Origin of the sequence: Streptomyces sp. NPDC006372 (assembly GCF_040612515.1) — a bacterium.
Taxonomy (GTDB): Bacteria; Actinomycetota; Actinomycetes; order Streptomycetales; family Streptomycetaceae; genus Streptomyces.
The window spans coordinates 102,920-117,113 of the sequence record NZ_JBEXQJ010000004.1 but is presented as its reverse complement, the minus strand read 5'-3'; the positions used below and the strand labels follow the sequence as shown (position 1 = coordinate 117,113).

At 71.9% G+C, this 14,194-nt stretch carries 12 protein-coding genes and 1 pseudogene; 6 read left to right on the top strand and 7 right to left on the bottom strand.

The features are described 5' to 3' along the window. Positions 1-65: 65 nt before the first annotated feature. Complete coding sequence (locus tag ABZ016_RS09925) at positions 66-836, bottom strand: glucose 1-dehydrogenase (protein ID WP_356916056.1); 771 nt, start codon at positions 834-836, stop codon at positions 66-68. A gap of 157 nt (positions 837-993) precedes the next feature. Between ABZ016_RS09925 and ABZ016_RS09920 the strand changes: the two genes are divergently transcribed. Next, complete coding sequence (locus ABZ016_RS09920; RefSeq protein ID WP_356916055.1) at positions 994-1,617, top strand: helix-turn-helix domain-containing protein; 624 nt, start codon at positions 994-996, stop codon at positions 1,615-1,617. A gap of 26 nt (positions 1,618-1,643) precedes the next feature. On the opposite strand, the gene ABZ016_RS09915 is transcribed toward ABZ016_RS09920, so the two are convergent. Continuing rightward, on the bottom strand, positions 1,644-2,510 hold the full coding sequence (locus tag ABZ016_RS09915; RefSeq protein ID WP_356916054.1) for an LLM class flavin-dependent oxidoreductase: 867 nt from the start codon (positions 2,508-2,510) through the stop codon (positions 1,644-1,646). A 101-nt stretch (positions 2,511-2,611) separates the two neighbouring features. Between ABZ016_RS09915 and ABZ016_RS09910 the strand changes: the two are divergent. Beyond that, positions 2,612-2,782, top strand: a pseudogene (locus tag ABZ016_RS09910) (antibiotic biosynthesis monooxygenase); the annotation flags it as partial. A gap of 108 nt (positions 2,783-2,890) precedes the next feature. On the opposite strand, the gene ABZ016_RS09905 reads toward ABZ016_RS09910, so the two are convergent. Further along, positions 2,891-4,945, bottom strand: a complete 2,055-nt coding sequence (locus ABZ016_RS09905) for a glycoside hydrolase (RefSeq protein ID WP_356916053.1) — start codon at positions 4,943-4,945, stop codon at positions 2,891-2,893. Between the two features lie 288 nt (positions 4,946-5,233). Here ABZ016_RS09905 and ABZ016_RS09900 point away from each other — a divergent pair, with 288 nt between their 5' ends. After that, a complete protein-coding gene (locus ABZ016_RS09900) occupies positions 5,234-6,226 on the top strand; it encodes a LacI family DNA-binding transcriptional regulator (RefSeq protein WP_356916331.1) in 993 nt (330 codons plus the stop codon). A gap of 14 nt (positions 6,227-6,240) precedes the next feature. Here the strand turns inward: ABZ016_RS09900 and ABZ016_RS09895 are convergent, their stop codons facing one another. Next, positions 6,241-6,624 (bottom strand): hypothetical protein, encoded by a 384-nt coding sequence (locus ABZ016_RS09895; protein WP_356916052.1) that lies wholly within the window; start codon positions 6,622-6,624, stop codon positions 6,241-6,243. A 70-nt stretch (positions 6,625-6,694) separates the two neighbouring features. On the opposite strand from ABZ016_RS09895, the gene ABZ016_RS09890 reads away from it, so the two are divergent. Next, complete coding sequence (locus ABZ016_RS09890) at positions 6,695-7,078, top strand: VOC family protein (RefSeq protein ID WP_356916051.1); 384 nt, start codon at positions 6,695-6,697, stop codon at positions 7,076-7,078. Positions 7,079-7,102: 24 nt separating this feature from the next. On the opposite strand, the gene ABZ016_RS09885 is transcribed toward ABZ016_RS09890, so the two are convergent. Further along, positions 7,103-8,035, bottom strand: a complete 933-nt coding sequence (locus tag ABZ016_RS09885; protein ID WP_356916050.1) for an amidohydrolase family protein — start codon at positions 8,033-8,035, stop codon at positions 7,103-7,105. Between the two features lie 117 nt (positions 8,036-8,152). Continuing rightward, positions 8,153-9,535 (bottom strand): erythromycin esterase family protein, encoded by a 1,383-nt coding sequence (locus ABZ016_RS09880; protein ID WP_356916049.1) that lies wholly within the window; start codon positions 9,533-9,535, stop codon positions 8,153-8,155. A 340-nt stretch (positions 9,536-9,875) separates the two neighbouring features. Here ABZ016_RS09880 and ABZ016_RS09875 point away from each other — a divergent pair, with 340 nt between their 5' ends. Then, the gene (locus ABZ016_RS09875; RefSeq protein ID WP_276327084.1) at positions 9,876-9,998 is read left to right on the top strand and encodes a hypothetical protein; all 123 of its coding nucleotides are present in this window, start codon (positions 9,876-9,878) and stop codon (positions 9,996-9,998) included. 126 nt (positions 9,999-10,124) lie between these two features. Continuing rightward, positions 10,125-13,217 (top strand): hypothetical protein, encoded by a 3,093-nt coding sequence (locus ABZ016_RS09870; protein ID WP_356916048.1) that lies wholly within the window; start codon positions 10,125-10,127, stop codon positions 13,215-13,217. Here ABZ016_RS09870 and pip read toward each other — a convergent pair. Next, positions 13,210-14,181, bottom strand: coding sequence for a prolyl aminopeptidase (pip, locus tag ABZ016_RS09865; protein ID WP_356916047.1), 972 nt, complete (start codon positions 14,179-14,181; stop codon positions 13,210-13,212). The genes ABZ016_RS09870 and pip overlap by 8 nt on opposite strands. Positions 14,182-14,194: the final 13 nt, after the last annotated feature.

The window sequence follows — 14,194 nt, the reverse complement described above, 5'->3', positions numbered from 1 at the left end:
TCTCGTGACTCTCGTGGCTCGTGGCTCTCTTGGCTCCGCGGAGGTCCGGGGGGCGACCACGTCGGTCAGACGGCGGCCCAGGCGTTGTCCACGGGCAGGATCACGCCGTTGACCCCGCTCGCCGCGTCGGAGGCGAGGTAGACGATGGCGGCGGCCTGCTCCTCCGGCTCGCAGATGCGGCCCATGTTGACGAAGTGCCGCCCGACGACGGACGGTCCGTGTGCCTCCCGGTCGATGTGGACGTCGGCGGTGATGTCGGTGGCGGTGCCGCCCGGGGCTATGGCGTTGGCGCGGATGCCCTGGTCCCGGTACATCACCGCGAGGGAGCGGGTGAGCCCGAGGACACCGTGCTTGGACACGGTGTAGGCCGTGCCGGCCGCGCTGCCGCGCAGCGACGCCTCGGAGGCGGTGTTGACGATGGCGCCGCCGCCCGCCGCGATCATGTGCGGCAGGGCGGCCCGCGTCAGCAGGAACGGTGCCGTGACGTTGATCCGCAGGACCCTCTCCCACTCGGCGTCGGTGACGTCCGCGGCGGCGGACATGCTGTCCATGACGCCCGCGTTGTTGACCAGGACGTCGACGCCGCCGAAGGTGCCGACCGCGGCGGCCACGACCGCGTCGACCACCGCGCCGTCGCTCAGGTCGCCCGTGACGGCGACGGCCGTTCCGCCGGCGGCCTCGATGGCGCCCACGACGTTCTTGGCGCCCTCCGCGTTCAGGTCGGCGACCACGACCCTCGCCCCCTCCGCGGCGAACCGCAGCGCGGTGGCGCGGCCGATGCCGGAGGCGGCTCCGGTGACGATGACGCTCTTGCCCGACAGACCCGTGCCACTCATGGCGTTCCTCCGCTTGTCGCGTTGACCCGGCGTCCGGCACAGTACTGGTTTTTGTCTCAGTGCGACATAAAGACGTGACGTGCCAACAGGTCGTTTCACGCCACCAAGACGTGACGCGACGTAAAATAGAGTGAGCACGGCAAGTCGAGGAGGGCGCATGGCCGGACGAGCAGGTGGTGCCACGGGGCGGCCGCCGCTGACGGAGCGGCGACGCGCCGAGACGCGCATGGAGATCGCCGAGGAGGCGGTCCGGCTCTTCGCCGCCAAGGGCGTGGCGGCGGTCACCGCGGAGGACATCGCCTCCGCGTCCGGGGTGTCGACGCGCACGCTCTGGCGGTACTTCCGCTCCAAGGAGGAGTGCGTACGCCCCCTGCTCACCACGGGCCTGGAGCTGCTGTCGGAGCGGCTGCGGGAGTGCCGGGCGGACCACGGCTCGCTCGCCGAGGCGATCCTCGGCATCCAGTACGACGACGCCGACGCCTCACCGCGTCTGCGCGCCCTGGGCGACCTGCTGCGGCTGTGCCGTGACGAGCCGGGGCTGCGTGCGGTGTGGCTGGAGGCGCACTACGACGCGGAGGCGGCGTTCGCCGCGATGATCGCCGAGCGCACGGGCCTGCCCGCCGATGATCTCGCGGTCCGCGTGGAGGCGGGCGTACTGAACACCGCGCTGCGCATCGGGGTGGAGGACTGGGCCCTGCGGCCCGAACGGGAGGCCGGGCCGTCCTTCACGGAGACGGTCACGCGGGCGGTGCGGATGGTGGACGCGGTGGCGAAGTCCTGAGCCGCCCGGCCGCGCACTCCCCCTGACTACAGGTTGGGCGGCCCCTGCTCGACCCGGCGCAGCACCGGTGTCAGGCGGTCGATGGCGTCGCCGGTCTGGATCTGCCGCTCGTCCCACCAGGTGGCGCCGGCCTCGGCCAACGGGCCGATGACGTCACGGGCCTTGGCCGGGTCATCGCCCGGTGTCGCCCCGCCGAGGACGATCTCGAAGGGAGCGTCGGCCCGCCCCTCGCGTTGCGCCCGGAGGTACGCGACGAGGTCCCGGACCTGGTCGAGGGGCGGCACGTGGCCGTGCCTGGCCTCGTGGAACAGGGGAACCGCTCCGTCCCAGCGTGCGGCCCGGCGCATGGGCGGGCGGTTCGGCCAGAAGCCGGCGATCCAGACCGGCGGCCGAGGACGTTGCACCGTGGCGGGCAGCAGCGTCACGTCCCGTGCCTGATAGTGCCGCCCGTCGTGGTTCACCGGCTCACCGGACCAGTAGCGCGGCAGCAGGTCCAGGCCCTCGTCCAGCCGTTCGGCCAGCACCTTCGGGTCCGTGGTGTCCCCGAAGCTCTCGTACTCGTCCTCGACGGGCCCGCCCAGTCCCGCGCCGAACGTGACCCGCCCACCGCTCACGGCGTCGAGTGTCGCGACCTGGCGCGCGAGCTGCTGCGGGCGCCGCCGGGCGACCGGGGTGACCATGGTGCCCAGCCTGATCCGGGAGGTCGCCAACGCGGCGGCGGTCAGCAGCATCCAGGGATCCCCGAAGGGCCTGTCCCCGTGCCGTCGATGCACCAGGTGATCCCAGACGAACAGCCCGTCCCACCCGGCCTGCTCCACCGCCACGGCCACCTTCGCCACGGTCCTGGGATCGGCGAAGTCACCGAAGTTCGGGATGTTGACCGAGAAGCGCATCCCCGCATCCTGCTGAACGCTCCCCGGGTCGGCAATCGATTAACCGGGCGGCCGCAGACGCGCCCTCTGTCTTACGGTGACGCCATGAGCAGTCACCCCGCTACTTCCGTGACGCGGACGCCCTCACGGAGTGGCGGACCGACGTCGAGCACCGTGCGGCGCAGGAGCGCGGGCGGGCCGAGTGGTACCAGAGCTACACGCTGCATGTGGCGAAGGTGGAGCGGAGCCACGGGTTCGAGCGGGGGAAGGTTACGCAGAGCCCCGCGGGCTGACCCGGCTGGTCCTCGGGATGCGGTGGCTGTCGAGCGGGACCCCGCCTGCCGGCACCGTGCGGCGGCGGCAGGCGGGGGCGTCGGAAAGGGCGTACGCCTCGCGAAGGGCTAGCCGCCCGTCACCTCCGTCACCTTCCAGCGCTGGTTCGCCCCGGAGTTCGGCTGCCACACGCCCACACTCGCGCCGTCGTTCGTGGACTGGCCCGAGACGTCCGGGAGCTGGCCGGTGGCGGCGTTGACGAGGGTCCAGGTGCCGTCGCCGGTCGAGGACATGATCCATTCGGCGGCGGCGTCGCGGCGGCCCTCGTCGGGCTCGGCGACCAGCGCGCCGTCACGGATGGCCAGGCGCTTGTCGGTGGCGGTCTCCGTGAGGACGTACCGCTTGCGGTTGTCCTTGCCGCGGACCTGCTCGACCCGCCACTGCTGACCGGCCGGGTCGGTCGCGTTCGCGCTCCTGATGACCAGGCCCGTCCCGTTGCCGGCGATGGTGAGGTCCTTGCCGCTCTGGGCGCCGGTCAGCCGGTAGGTGTGGCCCTTCTGCAGCTCGGCCGCGTCCTTCGCCACCCCGGACACGCCCTTGACGAGGAACGACGTCACCGACTGGGCGGGCACGGTGAGCGTGGCCTGCTTGCCGGTGACCCGGACGGCCTTCTGCTTCTCCAGCTTGCCGTCGGCGCTGGTCACCACCGGGGTGACCGTGGCACGGGAGGAGACGCGGCCGAACTTCGACAGGTCGAGGGTGACCTCACGGGCCTCGGTGGTGCTGTTGACGTGCACGACGGTCGCCGCGTCGCCCTTGCGGGAGATCGCCGCGGTGCTGGACGTGTCGTTCGTCTTGATCAGCCGGTCGCCGGGCTTGATGTAGTGCGTGAAGTTGCGGGCCGTGTCGAACTTGGTGTTCGTGTAGACCGGGCAGGACTTCAGCGTGTCCTTCGAGGTGCAGCTGAACGGGAGCTGGATCTCGCCCCAGTTGCCGCCCTTCGCGGACTCGCCGCCCGGCTTCATGTTGTCGTAGTCCTCGACGGGCTGCCAGAACACCCAGGCCTTGGGCTCCAGTTCACGCAGGTCGTCGACCATGCGCTGGGCGAGGCCCAGGCCCGGCCGCATGTCCGTGAAGCTCTGCCCGTCGCCCCAGTCGCCCTCGACCTCGCTCATCCACAGCGGCTTGTCGGCGGCCTTGGCCAGGTCGCGGACGGTGGTGCGCTGACCGGTGCCGTAGGTGTGGACGTTCATCTGGCCGACGAGGTCTCGGACCTCCTGCGGGTAGGAGTTCCAGTTCGTGGCGAACGTGCCGGGGTTCGTCTCGTCCATCGCGGATATCTCCGCGTCCGACCGGGACTTCTTCAGCACCGGGGCCAGCGCGCGGATCACCTTCTGCTGGAGCTCGGGGCCGATGTGGGCGCCCTCCTGGCGGCCGCCGGTCGGTTCGCCGTCGGGGCCGAGCTTGGTGCCCCAGTAGTTGGTGTTCGGCTCGTTGAACGGGTCCAGGGTGTCGACCTTGATGCCGTGCGCCTTCTCCAGACGCTCGGTCGCGCCCACCAGGTACTTGGCGAAGTCCTCGACGGAGTCGGTCTTCAGCTGGTCCTTGCCGGCGTCGAAGTTGCCGGAGACGTAGCCGCTCTCGGTCATGAACCAGGGCGGGGAGTTGCTGAAGGTCTCCCAGTGGGTGATGTCGTTCTTGATCCGGTCGACCCACCAGCGCTGCGTCTTGTCCGCGTTCTTGTTCCAGTCGGCCGGGTCGTCGGCGTCCCACCAGTCGACGTCCTCGCGGGTCGTGCCCGCCGGGGCCTTCCACCAGCCCTCGACCGCGCCGCCGGCCCGCAGGTAGTCCTTGACGTCGGGGGCGTTGCCGCCGCCGATGTTGTAGCGGGCGATGTTCAGGTTGAGCCCGTCGTCGCCGAAGAGGAGCTTGTAGAGCTTCTCGCGGATCGCGGGCGGGTAGTCGCCGGTGGCGTTGGCGAACCAGACGAGGCTCGTGCCCCAGCCCTCGAACTTCTCCCCCGAGTAGGAGGGGTCCGGCCGGACGGTGACCCCGGCGGCCGCGGCCTGGGCCGGTTCGGCGTGCGCGGCGGGCAGGGTCGTCGTGGCCAGGAGGGTTCCGGTCGCCACGGCGGTGACGCCGATGGCCCCGAGGAGCCTTCTCTTACGGGTGCGGTGTGCCATCTCGAGTACTCCAACTCTTCCGCGTGCCGCGCGTCCGGGCGGACGCAGAGATCGGGGCCTACGTGGTGCGACTCATACGGATTCGATGCCTTGTCGCGTGGTTTCGACTAGGCAATGTTTACGTAAACATCCACTGGCGGGATGTCTACACTGTCCGAATCTCAGGGGTCAAGGACTCGTTCCGGACCGACATCAAAGGGGCAGGTGGGCGCGGTGGACGGCGAGAGCGAGCCGACGGGCACGAGCCGTACGAGACGGCGTGCCGCCCGGCCCCGGCAGGGCGCCTCCATGGCCGACGTGGCCCGCCTCGCCGGGGTCTCCTCCCAGACGGTCTCCCGCGTCTCCAACGGCTTCCCCGGCGTCACGGAGGACACCCGCCGCCAGGTCCTGGACGCCATGCGGGAACTGGGCTACCGCCCCAACAGCGCGGCCCGGGCCCTCAGGCGGGGCGAGTTCCGCACGCTCGGCGTGATCACCTTCTCGCTCTCCACCATGGGCAACATCCGCACCCTGGAGGCCATCGCCACCTCCGCCGCCCAGCACGGCTACGCCGTGACGTTGCTGCCCGTCGCCGTCCCCACCCAGGACGAGGTGAACGGCGCCTTCTCCCGCCTGGGCGAACTCGCCGTGGACGCCGTCATCGTCATCATGGAGATCCATCTGCTGGACGCGGCGACGGTCTCGCTGCCGCCCGGTGTGCAGGTCGTGGTGGCCGATTCGGACGCCGGTGACCGCTACACCGTGGTCGACACCGACCAGGCGGGCGGAGCGCGGGACGCCGTACGGCACCTGCTCGACCTCGGCCACGAAACGGTGTGGCATCTGGCCGGCCCGGAGGGCTCCTTCGCCGCCCAGCGCCGCGCCAACGCCTGGCGCGACACGCTGACCGAGGCGGGCCGGGTCCCGCCGCCCCTGGTCCGGGGCGACTGGTCGGCCGAGTCCGGCTACCGGGCCGGTCTGCGGCTGGCCGACGAGCCGGACTGCACGGCGGTGTTCACGGCCAACGACCAGATGGCCCTCGGCCTGCTCCGGGCCCTGCACGAACGCGGCCTGCGCGTCCCCGGCGACATCAGCGTCATCGGCTTCGACGACATCCCGGAGTCCGCGTCCTTCCTCCCGCCCCTCACGACCATCCACCAGGACTTCGCCGAGGTGGGACGGCTGTGCGTGGAAGGGGTGCTGAGCAAGATGCGGCAGGACGGGGCGGAGCACGGGACGACGTTGGTGCCCACGCGGGTGGTGGTGCGGGAGAGCACGGCGCCGCCGGGGCGGGGGCGGTGAGTCCGGCGGTCGGACTACCTGCCGGGGATCACCCTGCTCACCCAGCCCTTCTTGCGAGGCTCGGCGGGCGGTGTCTCCTTCGTGGCCACCAGTTCCGCGACGGAGATCCGGAAGTGGCTCGAAAGCGTGGAAGGGCGATCGAAGCCGTCGTACCAGAACGAATGGGTCACCTCCACCAGCCAACTGGTCTCCGAGGTCCGGAACACGGTGCGCCCGTACTTCTCGGGATCGGACCTTCCCGGCACGAGGGACAGGCTCATCTCCTGCGCTCGGGAGAGGGCTTCCTCCCTTCCTCCCTCGACGTGCACCTTGTCCGTCAGGTCCCACGTGGAGTCACCACCGTGGGACTCGTTGGCCTCCACCAGCACGTACCACTGACCGACCGATCCGCTGCTCATGTCTCTCGCCCCCTCTGTAGGCACTGTATTCCGGTGGCAGTCAGAACCCCGTTCGGAGATGATCGCGGGCATGGCCTCAACCGTGACGAACGTGGCGATCGACTGTGCTAACGCCTACCGACTGGCGCTGTTCTGGAGCGAGGTGACCGGGCACCCGGTGGATCCCGAGGACCAGCCGGGTGACACCGAGACCGCGATCACGCTGCCCGGCGGCCCGACGCTGTACTTCAACGAGGTCCCGGAGCCGAAGTCGGTGAAGAACAGGATTCACCTCTGCCTGCGCCCCGACACCTCGCGGGAGGCGGAGGTCGAGCGGCTGCTGGGGCTGGGTGCCTCCCTGGTCGACGACCGTCGCAAGCCCGACGGCTGGGGCTGGGTCGTGCTCGCCGACCCGGAGGGCAACGAGTTCTGCATGCTGCTGGCCGAGTCGGAGCGGGCCGCGCTGTCCTCCTGACAGCGACGGTTCAGGACCCGGCCCTCACAGGCCGAACAGCTCCGCCGCGTTGTCGTGGCACACCGCCCGCAGCCATGCCTCCCCGAGGTCCAGCCGCTCCAGGGCGTGCAGCTGATGCAGGTACGGATAGGGGATGTTGGGGAAGTCCGAGCCGAGCAGGATGCGGTCGCCGAGGCCGGCGAGCCGGGGAAGGGCACTCGGCGGGAACGGCGCGAGCTTCTCGGAGAAGTCGGTGAACGCCATCGTCGTGTCCAGCCGGACCTCCGTGTACCGCTCGGCGAGGTCGAGGAACTCCTCGTACTCGGGCATCCCCATGTGGGCGAAGACCAGCCGCAGCCGGGGGTGCCGTGCCAGCACCCGGGCGATCGGCCCGGGGCCGGTGTGCTTGCCGGGCGCGGGCCCGGACCCGCAGTGGATGACGACCGGGATCCCGGCCTCGGCCAGCAGTCCCCACGCCGGCTGGAGCAGTTCGTCGGCCGGGTCGTACGCCCCCACCTGCACATGCGCCTTGAAGACCCGCGCACCCGCCTCGACGGCCTCCCGGACGTAGGCGTCGACGCCCGGCTCGGGGTAGAGGGTGGCCGTGTGCAGACAGTCGGGGGTACGCCCGGCGAAGCCGGCCGCCCAGCCGTTCAGCCAGCGGGCCATGCCCGGCTTGTGCGGGTACAGCATCGCGGTGAAGGCCCGTACGCCGAACCCCCGCAGGATGGCGGCCCGTTCGGCCTCCTCCTGCCGGTAGGTGATCGGCCACTCCAGCCCGCCGGTCAGCGTCCCGAGCGCGTCGAAGTAGCCCCACACCTTCCGCAGCACCCGCTCGGGCATGAAGTGCGTGTGCACGTCGACCAGCCCCGGCAGACCGAGCCGGCCCCAGAAACGGCGGACCTCGCCGGCCTCCGCGCTGCCTGTGGGGGCAGCGGAAACGGCAGGGTCGGCGGGCGCGTCGGAGTGATCACACATGCCGCCCACGATCGGCCCGGACGAGGTGGCGAGTCCACTCCTTTGCGCGAGGGCCGTGTGAGGGATCCGTCACCCCGGCCTGCGGGGGGGGGGAGCGGGTGTCACTGCCGGAGCCGGCTAGCGGTCGCGCAGGTGGGCCGCCTCCACACGGTGCAGGTGGATCAGCACGTCGTGGCTGCGGGCGAGTGCGATGTCGTGCTCCGGCTCCGGGTACGCGGTGCCGATGCTGCGGGTCGGCCGGGCGTCCCGCAGCCAGTCCCGGGCCGGTTGCGGAGCGGTCCGCAGATCGACGACGTAGTCGCGGTGGCGCACCCGGTCGAGTGTCCGCTCGTTGCTGCCGGGCCCCGCCGGACCGAGGGTGAACCGCCGCACCTCGTCCTCGGGTCCGGTCGCGTTGAACGAGCCTCGGGCGAAGGTGAGACCGATGCTGACGTACGCGTCGCCGAGCCGGTCGCGCAGGAACGAGCCCTGCATCTTCGGGTAGTGGACGGGGTCGTCCGGAACGTAGGCGGCGTGTGCGTTGTGCGCCGACAGCAGGATCTTGTCTCCGGTGTGCTCCGCCCACCAGGCCACGTTGTCGGCCATGACGGAATCGCGGAAGCGCATGGCGGCCCGTAGCTGCTCCGCGTCCCCGAAGTCGAAGGCGTAGCCGCGCGCGGTCTGGTCGATGGCCGTGGCGTGCCGCACCGCCCAGTCGTACGCCGCACGGTCGGCCCCCGGCCCCTGCTGTTGCAGCAGCTTCAGGGCCTGACCGGTCCGGTCCGCCTTCTCCTTGCGTTCGGTGTACGGCAGTTGCAGGTACCGCTCGATGTACGGGCCCGCCGCCGTGGTGGGCCGCAGCCCCCGGTACAGCGCGGTGAAACGGTCGAGAAGGCCGGGGTGGGAGCGGGCCACGTAGCGGGTGACCTCGTCGTACAGCTCGGGGCCGGCCCATGCGAAGTCGTCGCCCATGAACCGGACCGGGTCGTCGGGGTGCCGGCTGTTGTACGCCCGCATCCACTCCACGAGTGCCAGGTACTCGTCGTTGTTCCACCACAGGTAGTCCCGCTGGAACTCGTCCCGCATGATGCGCCGCGGGTCTCCCTCGCCGCGCAGCACGTAGGCGTTGAGGCGCAGGCCGGTGCTCCAGGGGGCTTCCAGGGCGAAGGTGCGGAAGCCCTTCTCCTCGACGAGGTGGCGCAGGACGCGGTGTTTGAGGGCGAAGAACTCGTGCGAGCTGTGGGTGGCCTCGCCCAGGCCGACGACCCGGGCGTCACCGATCATGCGGTCGAGGGCCCGCAGGTCGCGGGTGTCACCGCCCGGTTCGACGGTGCGTAAGGGGTGGGACGCGCGGTCGAGGGCGCCGACGACGGTGGAGGCGGGCGCGGTCACGTGTGGGGTGACCTGTGCGGTGGTCGTGGCTGCCGGGCCGGCCGGCGCCGCCACGGCCGGGATGCCGGTCGCGACGGCGCCGAGGGTGACGAGCAGGGTCAGTGCGGTGGCGGTCCGATGCCGTGTCATGATCCAAGGCTCCCGCCGCGCGACCACGGAGACCATGCGGGGGACCGCCGGCCTGGGGTGGGGGAGGCCCCCAGGCAGACACGGGGGTTTTCCCGCGGCACACGGGCACGTTCAGAAGACTGAGGCGGTCCGGCTGCCGCGAGGTCCACAGCCGCGGCCCGGATTCCGACCGCAGAGTCATGGATCAGGCCACGCACCCAGGTCTTCGTTTGCCACGCTGCCACCGCAGGCCGCGCAGACCCCCGTCTCGTCTCAACTCGTCCACCTCACTCACCCGTCCGCGAAAGTGGATCGTGGCCGGCCGCTCGCCGACCGCTCACTCCGAGACGGGAGATCCGCCATGCCCCGACGCCCGCTGAACCGCCGTGAGCGGCTGACCCTGATGGGAATCCTGCTGGGCAGCCTCGTTTCCGCCGTCGCCGGGGCGGCCACCAGCGAGACCTTCAAGGTGTTGCTGTCCTGACGGGCCACGCCCCGCCGTGCCGTTCCGCGCGGACCGCCCCCAGGGCGATTCGGCGCATGCTTCACACCGTCACCGAATCCGGGACTGTCCGGGCGGTCGGCGGGCCCCATAGGCAAGGATGCTTCGATGACCAGTCACACGAGTGGTTCGCGGCAAGGGAGCCAGCGGCGGATTCCGCAGCCCCTGGGCGTGACGCCGGCCCCACTGCGGGACTTGAAGGACTACGTCTACCTGCTCTATGTGGAGGCCGGGGCGCCGCCGACGCACCGGATGGCGGCCCAGATCGGGAACGACGACTCGTTCCCGGGCAGCCCGTCGAAGGCGACCGTTCACCGGATCATCGGGTCCAGGGAACTCCCCACGAGCCAGGAGGACGTCGTCTCCGTGGCCCTCCTGCTCGCTCGCGAGACGGACCGGAATCCGGCCGAGGTGGAGAAGCGGGTACGGCGCATGTGGGTCGCCGCGCACTTCGCCGAGCCCCTGGGGGTCCCCGTGGCCGACGTCGACCCGTTCGCCCTGGAGGTGCACCGGGCGATCAGCGTGCCGGGGGAGCGGCCGCTGCCCCGTCTGCCCGCCTACGTGCGCCGGGACCACGACACGGAGCTGAGCGCCCTCGTGGACCGGGCGATCGGCGGTGAGAGCCTGCTCGTCACGGTGGTCGGTGAGTCCTCGACCGGGAAGACCCGCGCCTGCTGGGAGGCGCTGCGCCGGCTGCCGCCGGGGTGGCGCGTGTGGCACCCGTTCGATCCGAGTCGCCCGGACGCCGCACTCGTGCACCTGGCGGAGGTCGGCCCGCAGACGGTGATCTGGCTGAACGAGGCGCAGCACTACCTCCTCTCCCCGGACGCGAGGACCGCCGAGGGGATCGCCGCCGGCCTGCGGTCTGCGCTGACCGACCGGCGCCGGAGCCCGATCCTGGTGCTGGCCACCGTCTGGCCTCGGTTCTGGGAGCTACTGACCTCGCCCTCGGCCACCGGCGCGGACGACCGTTTCGAGCAGCAGCGCAAGCTCCTCACCGATCTCGGCCGGTGCATCGCGGTGCCCAAGGCGTTCTCGGAGAGCGACCTGCGGCAGGCACGCCGGAAGGCGCACGACGATCCGCGGCTGGCCAGCGCCCTGGCGGGGGCGGCCGACGGGGAGATCACGCAGTTCCTCGCCGGCGTCCCGGAACTCATGCGGCGCTACCAGTGCGCCCCGCCGGCGGAACAGGCCCTGGTCCACGCGGCCATGGACTGCCGCAGGCTCGGCCACGGCCCCGTACTGCCGCACAAGCTCCTCACCGAAGCCGCGGAGGGCTATCTGAAGGACCGGGAGCTCGTCCTGCAGGGCAGCGGCTGGCTGGACAAGGCCCTCGCGTACTGCGCGATGCCGTGCCACGGCGTACCGGGACCGCTGACGCCGGTTCCGCTCGGCGACGAGGCGGGCGGGGCGTACCGGCTGGCGGACTACCTCGAACAGCACGGGCGTCTGGAGCGCCGGCTCGTGTGCCCTCCGGCCTCCTTCTGGGACGCGGCGGTCCGGCACAGCCTCGGCACCGACGACACCGTCGCGCTGGCCCGTGCCGCCCAGCGCAGGGGACGCCGGAAGGTCGCGGCGGCGCTCTACGAGCGGGCCCTGCGGGCCGGGAACACCGAGGTACGGCCCGAACTGGCCGGGCTCGCCGAGGGAGTGGGAGACACGACGACCGCCAAGGACCTCTACGAAGCCGCGTGGCGGGACGATCGTCTGGCGCGCTGGGAACTCGTACGGCTGCGTGAGACCAAGGGCGAACCCGGCCGGGCGGAGGAACTGGCCCACGAGGCCGCCAACCAGGGCGACAGCACGGCGCTGACCCGGCTGGCCCGACTGCGGCAGGAGGCCGGTGACGAGGAGGGGGCGCAGCGGCTGACGAGGAACGCCGCCGCGAGAGGGAAGATCAGGACGTTCGCGGGGCTGGCCCGGTCCCGGGAAGAGGTGGGGGACCGGGAGGGGGCGGAATCGCTCGCGTTCCTGGCCCTGAACCAGACGGGCAGCACGTACGCCCTGTCCGAGCTGGCGGGCATGCGGGAGAAGGCGGGGGACGGGGAGGCGGCGGAGCATCTGGTGCTGGCGGCGGCCGGGCGCGGGAAGGTGCGTCCCGCCATCAGGCTGGCCGGGATGCGACGGCAGGCCGGGGACCGAGAGGGCGCGGCGCGGGCGCTCGACCTCGCCGCCGGCTCGGGCAGCATCTTCGCCCTAACCGAACTCGCCCGGTTGATGCGGAGGTGGGGCGACAACGAGGAGGCGGAGCGGTTCCTGCGCTCGGCCGTGGACCGGGGCAGCATGTTCGCCCTGACCGAGCTCGCCCGGCTGCGGGAGAAGGCCGGCGACCGGCAGGCCGCGCTGCGGCTCTACCGCAGGGCCGCCGAGCGGGGCAGCACGGACGCGCTGGCCCACCTCGCTCTGCTGAAGGAGGAGGAGGGGGCCCGCGAGGAGGCCGAGCGGATGGCGTGCAGCGCCGCCGACGGGGGCAGCACCTTCGCCCTGCTCGAACTGTCGTGGCTGCGCGAGAACTCCAGCGACCGCCAGGGCGCCGAGCGCCTGGCTCAGACCGCCTACCGTGCGGGCAATTCGGGCGCGCTCGTGCTGCTCGCGCGGTTACGGGAGAAGGCCGGGGACAAGCACGGTGCCGAAGCCCTGGTCCTCCAGGCGGCCGGAGCCGGGGACAGCCGGGTGCTCAACGAGTTCGTCCTGCGCCGGGAGAAGACCGGCGACAGCGAGGGAGCCGAATTCCTCGCCACAGCCGGAGGCGGCAAGGTGCTGCTGCAACTCGCCTGGCTCTGGGAGTCGGACGGCAGGAGGGCGGACGCGGAGCGGCTCTACCAGCACGCGGCCGACCAGGGGCAGACGCAGGCCCTGCGGGAGCTGGTCCGTCTGAAGCACCAGGCCGGCGATCACGACGCCGCGGAGGACCACGCCCGCGCCGCCGCCTGCGCCGGGCAGGTGGAGGCTCTGTGCGAACTCGCCTGCATGTACGCCGAAGAGGGCCTGTCGGCCGACGCCGACCGACTCCACCGGGCGGCGATCGACGCGGGATACGACGGCGCGCTCCCCCACCTCGCGTACCTGCGCGGCCGCACGGACCCCGACTGGGAAACACTCCCTCGTTACGGTCTCACCGCCGACGGCGACCTGTCGGGCCCCTGGCACATCGAGTCGCCGGAGAAGCCGAGGCCGTTCCTCGTCGAGCGCGTCACGTGACAGGACGGGTCCGGAACCGGTCCGTCGCCCTCAGCACCGCCTCCGTGGTGGCGTCCCCCGACAGCCCGTGCCCCTCCGCGCCGATCAGCACGAGCTCCGCGTCCGGCCACACCTGTGCCAGCCGCCAGGCCACGTCCGGGGGCCCGCTGATGTCCAGACGCCCGTGGATCATCACGCCGGGGATGCCGGCGAGCTTCCCGGCGTCCCGCAGCAGCGCCCCGTCCTCCAGGAATCCGGCATGCCGCCAGTAGTGCGTGACGAGGCGGGCGAAGCGCATACGGAAGCGCGGGTCCTCGTAACGGGGATCGGGCTCGTGTCCGGGGTGGGTGGACACGTGCACGTCCTCCCACCGGCACCACTCCCGTGCGGCCCGCTCCCGTACGGCCGGGTCGGGGTCGGCGAGCATCCGCGCGTACGCGTCGGCCAGGCTGCCGTCGCGGTCCGCCTCGGGGACGGCGTCCCGGAACCGGGCCCACTCCTCGGGGAAGATCCGCCCCATGTCCCGGGTGACCCACTCCACCTCGCGGCGCGTGGTGTTGGTGACGCTGAAGAGCACCAGCTCCGACACGCGCCCGGGGTGCTGTTCGGCGTAGGCGAGCGCGAGGGTCACGCCCCACGAGCCCCCGAGGACCAGCCATGCCTCGATGCCGAGGTGCCGCCGCAGCAGTTCGGTGTCGGCGATCAGGTGCTGTGTGGTGTTGGCCGCGAGCGAGGTCTCCGGATCGGCGGCGTCCGGTGTGCTCCGGCCGCATCCCCGCTGGTCGAACAGCACGATGCGGTACGCGGTGGGGTCGAAGAGCCGGCGCCAGAACGAGCCCGCGCCGGATCCCGGCCCACCGTGCAGGACGAGGGCGGGCTTGCCGGCGGGATTCCCGCACGTCTCCCAGTACACGTGGTTGCCGTCGCCGACGTCGAGCATGCCGTGCTCGTACGGCTCGATGCCGGCGGGATGGAGCCCGGCCATGTGAGACGTCCTC

Bases quoted from the DNA above. Each gene is read 5' to 3' on its own strand.
- ABZ016_RS09925 (WP_356916056.1), bottom strand. From the start codon at position 836: ATGAGTGGCACGGGTCTGTCGGGCAAGAGCGTCATCGTCACCGGAGCC.
- ABZ016_RS09920 (WP_356916055.1), top strand. From the start codon at position 994: ATGGCCGGACGAGCAGGTGGTGCCACGGGGCGGCCGCCGCTGACGGAG.
- ABZ016_RS09915 (WP_356916054.1), bottom strand. From the start codon at position 2,510: ATGCGCTTCTCGGTCAACATCCCGAACTTCGGTGACTTCGCCGATCCC.
- ABZ016_RS09905 (WP_356916053.1), bottom strand. From the start codon at position 4,945: ATGGCACACCGCACCCGTAAGAGAAGGCTCCTCGGGGCCATCGGCGTC.
- ABZ016_RS09900 (WP_356916331.1), top strand. From the start codon at position 5,234: ATGGCCGACGTGGCCCGCCTCGCCGGGGTCTCCTCCCAGACGGTCTCC.
- ABZ016_RS09895 (WP_356916052.1), bottom strand. From the start codon at position 6,624: ATGAGCAGCGGATCGGTCGGTCAGTGGTACGTGCTGGTGGAGGCCAAC.
- ABZ016_RS09890 (WP_356916051.1), top strand. From the start codon at position 6,695: ATGGCCTCAACCGTGACGAACGTGGCGATCGACTGTGCTAACGCCTAC.
- ABZ016_RS09885 (WP_356916050.1), bottom strand. From the start codon at position 8,035: ATGTGTGATCACTCCGACGCGCCCGCCGACCCTGCCGTTTCCGCTGCC.
- ABZ016_RS09880 (WP_356916049.1), bottom strand. From the start codon at position 9,535: ATGACACGGCATCGGACCGCCACCGCACTGACCCTGCTCGTCACCCTC.
- ABZ016_RS09875 (WP_276327084.1), top strand. From the start codon at position 9,876: ATGCCCCGACGCCCGCTGAACCGCCGTGAGCGGCTGACCCTGATGGGA.
- ABZ016_RS09870 (WP_356916048.1), top strand. From the start codon at position 10,125: ATGACCAGTCACACGAGTGGTTCGCGGCAAGGGAGCCAGCGGCGGATT.
- pip (WP_356916047.1), bottom strand. From the start codon at position 14,181: ATGGCCGGGCTCCATCCCGCCGGCATCGAGCCGTACGAGCACGGCATG.